The organism is Pseudoalteromonas sp. MM17-2 (assembly GCF_022347945.1).
In the GTDB taxonomy this organism is placed as follows: Bacteria; Pseudomonadota; Gammaproteobacteria; order Enterobacterales; family Alteromonadaceae; genus Pseudoalteromonas; species Pseudoalteromonas ruthenica.
In genome coordinates this window covers 67,386-79,024 of sequence record NZ_JAKRFV010000021.1, presented here as the reverse complement: position 1 = coordinate 79,024, position 11,639 = coordinate 67,386, and the positions used below count along the sequence as shown (strand labels likewise).

Sequence of the window (11,639 nt, the reverse complement as noted above, 5' to 3'; positions counted from 1 at the left end):
GCTCCCGTTCAGGGCTGCGCATTCTACGCTTTCCTGATTTTGTGTCAACACTTAATTTCAAGTTTTTTAATTCACTTTAAACTAAGTTTTATTTGACTCACCTGACTCATTGAAGCGCTTGTTTGTAAGCAGTCCGCCGTGTCGGTGGATGCGCATTATAGGGAGATCGAAAATGAGATCAACACTTTTTTTAAAGATCTTTTCTGATCGCTCAATTTAGCAACAAAAATGTGTTTTTTGCTCATTTTTAATACATCTATACTGAGCTTGAGCAATAAAACCCGAAGTTTCCCGCTTTACTTGTTGCTATGTGTTGTAATGTCGTTAAGATAACACACTGCATTTTGTTAATTTTATGTTTATTATATGTATATTTGGTAGATCACAATGACGTCACCTAATTTAAAAGCAATTATAATCTCAGTTTCTATCGCTGTTCTGGGCTTTCTTATACTGCAATTTGCAGTTCCTCAGCTACAGCTTTCACCAGCCGTTACATTTGCGCTAGGCGCTATATTGGCGGGTTTCGCTCCCTTAGCCCTCAGCCAGTCACCGCAGCATGATGCGGTAGATGCCGATGTAACCGATACGAAAACACTCTATGTTGGTAACTTACCCTACCGTGCAAACGAGCATATGGTTAAGGAGTTATTTGAGCAACATGGCACTGTTTTCAGTGTTCGATTACTCAAAGATAAACACACAGGCAAGCGTCGAGGTTTTGGTTTTGTCGAAGTCGCATTGAAAGATGCGGATAAGATAATTGATAAACTGAATGACAATGAGTACCAAGAACGGACTCTGAAAGTTAGAGAAGCGAAGCAAAAGCAAGAAGGCAACGCATAAAAAAAGAGGGCTTAAGCCCTCTTTTTTTATATTCCATCACCATCTATATGCAAACCACATTCTCGATTAAGGCCAAAGAAGCGCGTTTCCTCTTCGCTCATACCCGGCTCGAGTTTACGAGTAGTATGCACATCCCCCATCGAAACATAGCCTTGCTCCCACAAAGGGTGATACGGCAGATCATGTTTAGTTAGATACTGGTATACATCACGGTTCGTCCACTCCAATATAGGATAAACCTTGACCGTACCGCGACTAATTTCAACCACATTTTTGTCCTGGCGAGTGCTAGACTGCTGACGACGTAAGCCACTGAACCACGTACCTACTTCCAGCTCGTTCAATGCTCTGGTCATGGGCTCAACTTTGTTGATTTGGTTATAAAGCTTAATGCCAGCCTCTCCCTGCTCCCACAACTTACCATACTTAGCTTCTTGCCATGCGGGACTGATAGCTGCTTTATAGACTTTTAGATTAAGCTGTAAGCGCTCAGTCATCTGCTCTATAAACTGGTAGGTTTCTGGAAATAAGTACCCTGTATCAGTCAGCACTACGGGAATGTCATGCTTTTGCGCCGTTAGCATATGCAGCATCACCGCCGCTTGAATACCAAAGCTGGAGGACAGCATGGGTGTGCTTGGCAAGTTATCCAGCGCCCATGCAACACGTTGCTCTGGGGTTTTGTCCGCAAGTATTCCGTTTATATCGGTTAGCAAGCTTTGTTGCTGCTCTTTTTCAAGCGTTAAAATGTGCTTAAAATCACTCATGACTTGTCCTCATTCCCGCACTTAAGTTATGCGTGGAAATCTGTCTTTGATACTTTGACTTCAGTAACGATGCCTTGGCGAATAACAAAATCACCAAACCCTTCGTCTTGCTCGCGTTCATTGGCCCAACGACCGATTAGCTCGTCTAGGGCTTCTAAGTAAGTCTCTTCGCCGACATTTTCGAGATACAACTTAGGAATACGAGTTCCTTCTCGGTTGCCCCCGAGATAGAAGTTATACTTACCCGGCCCTTTACCCACTAAACCAGCCTCGGCGAGCATGGCTCGACCACAACCATTGGGGCAACCAACCACGCGCAAAATAATGTGCTCATCGGCAACATTGTGCTTGGCTAGTAAGGCTTCCGTTTTTTCGATTAAACTCGGTAAATAACGTTCAGCTTCTGCCATCGCCAACGGACATGTAGGCAATGACACACAGGCCATAGACGCTTTGCGCTGCTCACTATCGCCGTCGTCTATCAGGCCATGCTCGCGCGCCAGCTGTTCTATTGTGGCCTTTTGCTGTGCAGGCACACCGGCAATGATAAGGTTCTGGTTTGCAGTCATGCGGAAATCACCTTGGTGGATTTCAGCAATTTTTCGGCATCCTGTTTTTAAAGGCTTACCTGGAAAATCTAGGATACGGCCATTTTGAATAAACAAAGTAAGATGGTGTTTACCATCGATGCCCTCAACCCAACCAAAACGGTCACCACGATGAGTAAACTCATAGTCACGACTTGGTTCAAACTTGACGCCAGCGCGCTTTTCAACTTCCGCTTTAAAGGCATCGCTACCAAAGGTGTCTAAGGTGTATTTCGTTTTCGCGTTTTTACGATTTACGCGGTTACCCCAGTCACGCTGTACTGATACCACATGCTCTGCAATCGCTAAGGTGTGTTCTAAAGGCACAAAGCCGAAGTCGTCTGCTTTACGCGGATAGGTATTCACGTCACCATGAGTCATGGCTAAGCCACCGCCCACAAGTACGTTGAAACCAATGAGCTTGCCATTTTCAGCAATCGCTACAAAGTTCAAATCATTGGCATGTACATCCACTTCATTATTCGGTGGAATAGTGACCGTCGTCTTAAACTTACGCGGCAGATAAGTAGACCCCAAAATAGGCTCTTCATCTGTACTCTCTGACTTTTCACCATTAAGCCAAATTTCCGCGTATGCTCGGGTCTTCGGCAACAAATGCTCAGAAATCTTCGCAGCCCACTGATAAGCCTCTTGATGTAGCTCAGACTCTACTGGGTTTGTGGTACACAACACATTACGGTTCACATCACCCGCAGTAGCGATAGAATCGATACCGACACTGTTGAGCATCTGGTGCATATCTTTGATGTTAGGTTTGAGCACGCCGTGAAACTGGAAGGTCTGCCGCGTCGTCAAACGGATACTGCCGTACATGGTTTTTTCATCAGCAAATTTGTCGATGGCCAACCACTGTTGTGGCTTGATAATACCGCCTGGCATCCGCGCCCGTAGCATCACGTTGTGTAATGGCTCTAGCTTTTGTTTTGCCCGCTCTGGGCGAATATCGCGATCATCCTGCTGATACATACCGTGAAAACGGATCAACTGGAAGTTATCAGCGTTAAAACCACCAGTGATCTGATCCTTAAGATCAGTTTCAATGGTGCCACGCAAAAAGTTACTTTGCGTTTTAAGACGCTCGTTGTCAGCAAACTTCGCCTCGGGGTCATGCTTGCTATTTGGCTTGTAGTCGCTCATATCAATTCCTACATTATTTGCGCTGACGGAGTGCGCTTAATAAACATCTTTTTGGTAACGGTTGGCACTGCGTAAATCTTTAATGTACTGCTCAGCACTTTCGTCGTTTTTGTTGCCATGAGTTTTCACGACATCAATTAAAGCTTGATGAACATCTTTGGCCATACGGTTCGCATCACCACACACATACAGGTGAGCTCCTTGCTCTAGCCATGCGAAGAGTTGTTCACCTTGCTCACGCAGACGATCTTGAACATACACTTTTTCAGCCTGATCGCGACTCCAGGCAACATCAATGTTAGTGAGTAAACCCGATTTTAAATAACCCTGAATTTCGGTTTGATACAGAAAGTCTTGAGTAAAGTGTGGGTTACCAAAGAAGAGCCAGTTTTTGCCCTGTGCGTCACGGGCTTCACGCTCTTGTAAAAACGCTCTAAATGGCGCAATGCCGGTTCCTGGGCCAATCATAATGACTGGCGTATTGTCGTCGCTAGGCAAACGGAAGTTATCATTGTGCTCAGTGAATACGCGAACTTCACTGCCTTCTTCTGCAACACGACATAAATAACCTGAACAGCCGCCTAGGTGGTTCTCACCAAAGGCGTCAAACTCAACGACACCAACGGTAAGGTGTACTTCGTCCTCAACCTCGCTTTGGCTCGAGGCAATGGAATACAAACGCGGCTGCACCTTGCGCAAGCAATCAACCAACTCTTGAGCACCAATTTGTGCCGGATGCTGGAAAATCACATCAAACGTTTGTCGCGCTTCAATGTATTCACGCATCGCCGCTTTATCTTCGATAAGGGCTAATAGCTCTGGTGTGTTAGTAGCTAAGGCGTACTTTTCCACAAACCCTGGGTAAGACTGAGTGAGTTCTAACTTCTCTATTAACGCATCACGTAGGCTGAGACTCTCATCACCGAGCGTTATTTGCGTAGCACCATCCAGCTGCAAGAGTGACAATACCTTGTCGACCTTGCTTTGCTCATTTAAGAAGTACACACCTAATGAATCACCTGGAGTGTAGGTGATATCTGACCCCTCCAGTGAAATCTCAATATGACGAACATCTTTAGTCGAGTCACGGCCGGTAATTTTCTGCACCGTCAGTAGTTCAGCTGCAAAGGGGTTTTTCTTGTTGTACTGACTTGCCGCTGGACTCGCTGCGCCAAATGGCATGCTCACCACATTTGCCTCGCCGCCTTGTTGCGCTTTCAGCTCAGGCTCAAATGCATCTAGGGCTCCAGCAATCCAGGTCTCGCTTTGATCTTCATAGTCAACATCCAGATCAGCGCGTTGGTAAATGCTTTGCGCCCCGAGCTTAACTAAGCGCTCTTCAAAATCTTTCGCCGTTTGACAGAAGAACTCATAGCTTGAGTCGCCTAAACCAAGGACCGCTATTTTAACGTCATCGAGCTTTGGCGCTTTTTTGGTGGTTAAAAATTCATGTAAGGCCTCAGCATCTTCTGGCGGCTCGCCTTCACCATAGGTAGAAACCACGATGCTAATAAATTTTTCTTTCTTTAATGCTGTAGGCTTGTAGTCCGCCATACTAACTAGTTTCGCGGCTAACCCTCTGCTTTGGGCTTGCTCTTTAAGTTGTGTGGCCACCGCTTTCGCGTTACCCGTTTGCGACCCGTAAAGGATCGTTAAAGCAGCAGCCTCAGTGGCAGCGGGCGCACTCACAGCTCCACCAGCCAAGGCTGCAGTATTTGCATTGGCAGCGAGATAACCACTGACCCACGCCTGCTGAATTGGATTAAGTTCAGCCACCAAACCTTGGAGCTTCTGCACCTGTTCAGGTGTAAGCGGGCTTGCAGCCGCATGCAGCTGGTTTAACAACATTTTAATTCCTCTGACCCATGAAAAACGCCACCATTTAAGTTTGCGGTGGCTGATTAAATTCGTACTACGTTGGCAACCCAAGTCACTTTTTTGGGTTTTTGTTAGCGTGAAGCATACCTATGAGCGACGCTTGGAAAAAAGAATAGAATCTGCTTTGTTATTCCATTTGGTTATGAAATTAGAATTTATCCAACAAAAACAATTTAACGGTTCAACGACTATAGTTACCCTGTGTCACTTTGGGGTAATACTCCTTCGGCACAATTTATAACCAAAAGAATCAACAGGTATAACAATGAGAAATTTTTCACACAACATCGTGGCGCTCACGCTACTGTCAACGGCTAGTTTCGCTGCTCAAGCTCAGGTATTGGACAATGGTGAGTTTGAGGCTTGGAACGCGAATGTTCCTTCCGGGTGGAGCACGATCGATACTGGTATTGAAGTGAGTCAAGAATCTGCCAATATATATGCTGGCAGCTATGGCGCGAAGGTGCGCGTAACCACTGGCTCACAAAGCAGTACGGATCTACGACAAAGCATTGACGTAAGTGCCGGTCAGCAATATCAATTTGCCGTTTGGGTTAAACATACCGAAGGCAACGTGCGTGCACGGCTGTACGTTGATGGCTATCAAAACTACTCTAATCCAGCCCAAATAAATCAATGGCAACAATTAAGCTATACCTATACTGCTACTAGCAGTGGTCAGATAGAAGTTGGCTTACGCTTTTATGATGTCAGTGGCTTTGATGGCAGTGAAGTGGTTTATATCGACGAATTTACTCCGAGCAACGGCCACAGTGAACCACCAACAGGCTCTTGCAGTGAGCACACTGTCACCTTAACTCTGCACACCGATAACTATGGCAGTGAAACGAGCTGGGAGCTGAGCCAACAAGGGGGCAACGTCGCTAATGGCAGTGGCTACCAATCTAACCAAGAATACAGTGAAGACATGTGCTTGGCCGATGGTGACTATACCTTCACCATTTATGATAGCTATGGCGATGGGATGTGTTGTGGACAAGGCTCTGGCTCTTACGAATTAAGCAATGGCAGCACCGTGCTAGCCAGTGGCGGGCAATTCACCTATTCGCAAGCCACATCGTTTACCCTTGGCGACAGCGACCCAGTGGATCCCCCTCCAGTCGACGGATACTATAGCTCAGCTTCAGGGTTAAGCGGATATACCTTAAAAACCGAACTACATAACCTCATCAGTAACCATGCCAATCAGGGTTATGGTGCCATTTGGGGTTTCTATGATCAGTACGCTCGAGACAGCTACTATGAGAATGACAACAGTATTCTCGATCGCTACTCAGAGCGTCCTTCAAGCACTGACTCATACAACTTCATTAGCATCAACGACCAATGTGGTAGCTACAGTCGAGAGGGTGATTGCTACAACCGCGAGCATAGCTTTCCAAAGAGCTGGTTCGGCGGCAAGGTTGAGCCTATGAACTCAGACGTGCACCATATTTTCGCATCTGACGGCTATGTAAATGCCAAACGTGGAAGTTATCCTTTTGGCGAAGTCGGCAGTGCTAGCTACACTTCCAGCAATGGTTCAAAATTAGGCGCCGCGCGCAGTGGCTTAGGTTACAGTGGCACGGTGTTTGAGCCAATTGATGAATTCAAGGGTGACTTTGCACGTGCCCACTTTTACATGGCAACACGCTATCAAGACCGTATTGCCGGCTGGAAGAACAATTCGACTTATGGCAGTGCCGTGCTTGATGGCAGCAGCAATAAAGTATTCAGCTCATGGGCACTGACGATGTTATTACAGTGGCATCAGCAAGACCCAGTCTCTCAAGCAGAAATAGACCGCAATAACGGCGCTTACAACCATCAAGGCAATCGTAACCCTTATATCGATCATCCCGAGTTTGCAGCCCTGATTTGGCAATAGTCGTTCACAACTAAAAAGGCGCCAATTGGCGCCTTTATACAATTTAAATAACTTTAATCTTGTTCTAAGCCGTACAGCGTAATCTCAATACCTGCACCAATAGCAGAAATACGAAGTAAAGTATCGGCGCTAATGGCTTCATTAAAACATTTAGGCGAGTGACCAGAACTAAAGCCCAAATCAAACGTACGACGCGAGCAGCTCAGCCATTGTTTAAGTCCGGCTTTAGAACATGACTCAATCAGCTCGCACAATTCATTGATGGCTTTATCTGGGCTCGGGCTATCGACGTTGGCCTCAATACGCGCGAGCTGGCGTGTTTCGTCTTTGTCGTAGTGCAAAACAATGGCGCTTTTGTCTAAATCAGCGACTAGCGCGCTAATATCATGTTGTGACTCCAGCTCAAGATCCACATTAAGAAATTGAATATCTGCCATGCACCGTTCCTATTATCCACGCACTAGTTATTAACTGCGTCATTGTGTCACATTGACCGCCAATAACAAGAGCGTAAACTGAGTTACACCTGCCACAAAGACAACAACAATATGAATAAACGTCTTTTCAAGCACAGCCGAACATTACACAAATGGGCTGGATACGTACTTGTGTTGCAATTATTTGCTTGGCTCATGGGTGGCCTTGTGATGAGCGCACTACCGCTCGACAAGGTACATGGTAATCATTTGGCAAAGCGCACGCTAGAGAACCCCTTTTCCAGTAGCGACTATACCGCCTCCTTGGATAACATTCGCATGCAGATGCCCTCACTGAGGCAGCTACAATTTACTCACCGCCTCAATCAACCAATCATTATCGCGGCAGAGGGCAAGCAGAAGCATGTTTTTCACGCCCAAACGGGTCAGCTATCTGCGGCTCTTAACCAAGAGCAGGCTGAGCGTATTGCCTATAACCATTATCTTGGCAAGGGTAAGATTAGCCTCGCAGAGCGCCTCATCACTGGGCCACAGGAGGTCGGTTACCGTCAAGGTGTATGGCGTATCGAGTTCGATGACTGGTGTGCAACAACGCTTTATTTAGACGCGTACAGTGGCCAGTTCATTACTGTACGCTCAACTATTTGGCGCATTTTCGATTTCTTCTGGATGCTGCACATTATGGATTACCAAGAGCGCAAAGATTTCAACAATCCGCTGTTGATAAGCTTTGCAGCTGCCTCTGTGTTATTTGCTATCACAGGGGGGATGTTGTTGCTGCAAAACCCACCTTGGCGCCGACGGAAGAAGCGCCCTAAATAGCCAAGCAGGCGATGCCTCAAAGATGAGTGCAATCGCCATTACTATTTACGAAAGTGTTGCTTCAATAATTGCGCGAAGGCTTGGACCTTAGCACTGCGATGCACTTGATGGTGAGTGACGAGCCAAATATCACTGTGCCAGCTTAACTCACTGCCAAGCACAGGCTTTAGCTGTGGGTATAAAGCTGCCACTTCTTTTTGCATCCCGCCAATCCCTAGGCCGTTGGCAATCGCCCGATTGGCATCGGACGTTTCTGACACCCGCAAGGTGATCTGCTCACCCGGTATATGCTCATCCACCCAAGCAAAATAAGGGACTCGACTATTGAACCCGGCCACACCAGATATGAAATGATGCTGTTGCAGCTGGGCCATAGACTGTGGTTCACCGGTGCGAGCCAAATAACGTTCATGAGCGTACAACCCTGCCTCGATAGTACTGAGGTGTTGGGCAATATAATCGCCCTCATCTGGGCGCGGACCAGCACGCACAGCAATGTGTGCTTGGCCATGATCGAGGCGCAAGCGCTTTTGATCCAACAGCACTTCTAATTGCACCTGGGGGTGCAGTGTTTGAAACTGCTCACATACCGGCGCCAACACATCGATAAAGCCGCTTACTGTTGTTAGCAGTAACGAGCCAGACAAAGTCGTGTCTGCAGCCATAATATCGTTGTGTAATAACTCTAACTGCTCGTTGATTTGCTCTGCACTTGCAAACAGTTTGGCACCGGTTTCTGTCATTGAGTAACCTCGAGCATGACGGTGAAACAACCGCGCATTTAAACTTTGCTCGAGATGATTAATGCGTCTTAGCACTGTGCTATGGTGCACACCTAAGGCTTCGGCCGCTGAGGTAAGAGTCCCTCTTCTGGCAACTTCAAATGCTACTTTGATATCCTGCCAGTCGTTAAATTCTATCGCCATGGTTGCATTCTCTGTGTATATACGCACATAAGCTTTGCGTTTTTTGCGCTTTTTTGCAAGTCTGATTTTGGCTAAAGTACGTACTAACACAGACCAACTGACAGCATTAGGATATTCACTATGGCAACAGCAAAAATTATCGCCCTCGCAGGCAGCCTTCGTAAAAATAGTTTCAATCAGGCAGTGATCGATCATGCCGCACAATTGGCGCAACAGCAGGGCAGCGAAGTCGAAGTAATTTCTTTGGCGGAGTTAAACTTGCCCATGTTTGATGAAGACATTGAAGCACAAGGTGTACCAAGCAGTGCGCAACAACTAAAAGATAAATTGCGTTCAGCGGATGCTATTTTACTTGCCAGCCCGGAATACAATGGCTCAATCACAGCGGTATTAAAAAACGCCATCGACTGGGCATCACGTACTGAAGCCGGTGCAACGCCCGCATTCCGTAACAAGGTGGTAGCGTTATTCGCAGCGTCTCCTGGCGGACTAGGTGGCCTACGCGGCTTAAATCACGTGCGTGACATCCTCAGTGGCATTGGCGCATTAGTGCTTGGTGACCAACTCGCTATTGCTGGTATCCACGGCTTTGTCAACGACCAAGGAGAGCTGACCGACAGCGCCACCAGCGAGAAAATAGCCGGGCTTACGTCACAACTTATCGACGTAACGTCTAAGTTGAAAAGCTAAAAAGCTGCCGGCGATATCGATATAACGCAATGACGTTGCTGCTTACAAACAAGCCCTCAAGTAACGCAGCCACAGGGGAGCCTGCAGCAACGCCATACGCTAGCCAACAACCACTACCCAAGAGCATCAGTAAACGCATCGTCAATTGCCGGCGCTGAAATGCAGCGCAGGTTTGTATACAACTTCCCGCCAAAGCCCACAGCGAAATAGGCGACTGCCATACAAATAAAGTTGTCAGTATCGACAGAGCTATAAATATCACCATTAGCCGCCGCTGTTGATAATGAATACTGAGCGCAAAGCGCAAAGACGCCAGCAGCATCAGGATGGCGCCGCTGTACTGAGTTAATAAAACATAATGGCCACTGGTCAGAGCCGTAGATAGCACCAGGCATATTAGGACACTACGCCTTTGTGGTAATTGAAACGATACTAAATCGCAGACAATAGCGATAGCAACCAGTAGCTGAGATAACCAAAACCAATCCATACTCCCTCCACTGCCGGAGTATGCCGAGTATAGGTTGGGGCCGCCTTAACCTTTGTTAATTCAATCCTAAACGAGCGCGTATCCGCGACAGACTCACGGCACTAATCCCTAAATATTTGGCCACTTGCGTAAGCGATAATTGCGCCAACCAGTGTGGTCGGTGGGTTAATAAAAACTGGTAACGCTGCTGTGGACTTTGCAGCAACAGGAAGGCTTCTTTAGACTCTTTAAATAATACTTGTTGCTGTAGCAAAGCCATAGTTAATGAGTGCCACCGAGGCTGTGCCAGCTCTGCCAGGGGCACACGCAACAAGCGGCTGGGTTTGAGTACCTCTAAGCTGTAGTTTGCAGGCTGTTGAGTGATCCAGGCACTATACATAAAGGCCAATTCACCCTGAAAATAGAACTCTTTATAATGTTGTTGTCCTTGCTCATCGAGATACGCGGCAACTAACACCCCGGATTGTACAAAGTATGCATAATTTTGTTGTTGTTGCTGTTCGAGCAATACATCATGAGTGTTCATCTCTAAGCTTTTGATAGCATTACTGTGAGCGAGTAACTGTTGCAGTTGCTCACTCACAACTTGACTGGCCTGCCCTAATTGCTGATAAGCCAAGACACAAGCCTCTGCAACTGGTTAACTTTGCACATTTGTCGCTGCCAACTTTGCTTGAATAAAATCATTATGAGTTACATAGAGTAAATCCGCTACACGACGAATAACATGCTCTTCATGCTTATCTAATTGACCATCTGCATAGGCCAATCGCCATAACAACTCGATAATCTCAATACGCTCCTGTGCATTGGTATTGTCATTTATCTGCTTAGAAAAACGGAAGTAATCGATGGCTTCATCAAGGTCTTGACTGGCCGCTGTGATTAAGTTGTTTACTTCTTCCTCGCCTAAATCAAAGTATTTCTGTAACAGCACGACCATGGCTTTGCGCTCATGTTCTTGAAGTTCGCTATCGGCACGCATCACCTCAACCAGTAGCGCTGCGACTGAGGTTTTAAAATCAGGCGAGTCATCTTGCTGTGGCTGTGACTGTAAAGAATTAAAGAACCGTTTTAAATTATTGAGCATGGCACGCCTCCCGCTTGGTGTTACACTCACTGTAAAGGATACTCCCAGTACACACAACAA

At 46.7% G+C, this 11,639-nt stretch carries 12 protein-coding genes; 4 read left to right on the top strand and 8 right to left on the bottom strand.

Annotated elements, in window-relative coordinates:
• Positions 1-387: 387 nt before the first annotated feature.
• A complete protein-coding gene (locus MHM93_RS15675; RefSeq protein ID WP_239449732.1) occupies positions 388-846 on the top strand; it encodes an RNA-binding protein in 459 nt (152 codons plus the stop codon).
• A gap of 26 nt (positions 847-872) precedes the next feature.
• Here the strand turns inward: MHM93_RS15675 and MHM93_RS15670 are convergent, their stop codons facing one another.
• Genes MHM93_RS15670 through MHM93_RS15660 form a run of 3 tightly spaced genes read right to left on the bottom strand, consistent with a single transcriptional unit; the run spans position 873 to position 5,206 of the window.
• A complete protein-coding gene (locus MHM93_RS15670; RefSeq protein WP_045979512.1) occupies positions 873-1,613 on the bottom strand; it encodes a phosphoadenylyl-sulfate reductase in 741 nt (246 codons plus the stop codon).
• A 26-nt stretch (positions 1,614-1,639) separates the two neighbouring features.
• Entirely contained in the window at positions 1,640-3,358 is a 1,719-nt protein-coding gene (gene cysI, locus MHM93_RS15665) for an assimilatory sulfite reductase (NADPH) hemoprotein subunit (RefSeq protein ID WP_022946132.1), read from the bottom strand.
• Positions 3,359-3,394: 36 nt separating this feature from the next.
• Positions 3,395-5,206, bottom strand: coding sequence for an assimilatory sulfite reductase (NADPH) flavoprotein subunit (locus tag MHM93_RS15660; RefSeq protein ID WP_239449731.1), 1,812 nt, complete (start codon positions 5,204-5,206; stop codon positions 3,395-3,397).
• Between the two features lie 295 nt (positions 5,207-5,501).
• On the opposite strand from MHM93_RS15660, the gene MHM93_RS15655 reads away from it, so the two are divergent.
• Positions 5,502-7,124 (top strand): endonuclease, encoded by a 1,623-nt coding sequence (locus MHM93_RS15655; RefSeq protein WP_239449730.1) that lies wholly within the window; start codon positions 5,502-5,504, stop codon positions 7,122-7,124.
• Between the two features lie 53 nt (positions 7,125-7,177).
• Here the strand turns inward: MHM93_RS15655 and MHM93_RS15650 are convergent, their stop codons facing one another.
• A complete protein-coding gene (locus MHM93_RS15650) occupies positions 7,178-7,561 on the bottom strand; it encodes a hypothetical protein (protein WP_022946129.1) in 384 nt (127 codons plus the stop codon).
• Positions 7,562-7,672: 111 nt separating this feature from the next.
• On the opposite strand from MHM93_RS15650, the gene MHM93_RS15645 reads away from it, so the two are divergent.
• Positions 7,673-8,383 carry a hypothetical protein gene (locus tag MHM93_RS15645; RefSeq protein ID WP_239449729.1) on the top strand — a complete coding sequence of 237 codons (711 nt, stop codon included), beginning with the start codon at positions 7,673-7,675 and terminating at the stop codon, positions 8,381-8,383.
• 41 nt (positions 8,384-8,424) lie between these two features.
• On the opposite strand, the gene MHM93_RS15640 is transcribed toward MHM93_RS15645, so the two are convergent.
• Entirely contained in the window at positions 8,425-9,309 is an 885-nt protein-coding gene (locus MHM93_RS15640) for a LysR family transcriptional regulator (protein ID WP_239449728.1), read from the bottom strand.
• A gap of 120 nt (positions 9,310-9,429) precedes the next feature.
• On the opposite strand from MHM93_RS15640, the gene MHM93_RS15635 reads away from it, so the two are divergent.
• Positions 9,430-9,999: an NAD(P)H-dependent oxidoreductase gene (locus MHM93_RS15635; RefSeq protein ID WP_239449727.1), complete on the top strand. Its 570-nt coding sequence runs from the start codon at positions 9,430-9,432 to the stop codon at positions 9,997-9,999.
• Here MHM93_RS15635 and MHM93_RS15630 read toward each other — a convergent pair.
• The 3 genes from MHM93_RS15630 to MHM93_RS15620 are packed head-to-tail and all read right to left on the bottom strand — an operon-like array spanning position 9,983 to position 11,579.
• Positions 9,983-10,489 carry a YgjV family protein gene (locus MHM93_RS15630; RefSeq protein WP_239449726.1) on the bottom strand — a complete coding sequence of 169 codons (507 nt, stop codon included), beginning with the start codon at positions 10,487-10,489 and terminating at the stop codon, positions 9,983-9,985. The two genes, MHM93_RS15635 and MHM93_RS15630, sit on opposite strands and share 17 nt — an antisense overlap.
• A 55-nt stretch (positions 10,490-10,544) precedes the next feature.
• Positions 10,545-11,108, bottom strand: a complete 564-nt coding sequence (locus tag MHM93_RS15625) for a Crp/Fnr family transcriptional regulator (protein ID WP_045979519.1) — start codon at positions 11,106-11,108, stop codon at positions 10,545-10,547.
• 21 nt (positions 11,109-11,129) lie between these two features.
• The gene (locus tag MHM93_RS15620; RefSeq protein WP_239449725.1) at positions 11,130-11,579 is read right to left on the bottom strand and encodes a TerB family tellurite resistance protein; all 450 of its coding nucleotides are present in this window, start codon (positions 11,577-11,579) and stop codon (positions 11,130-11,132) included.
• Between the last annotated feature and the right edge of the window lie 60 nt (positions 11,580-11,639).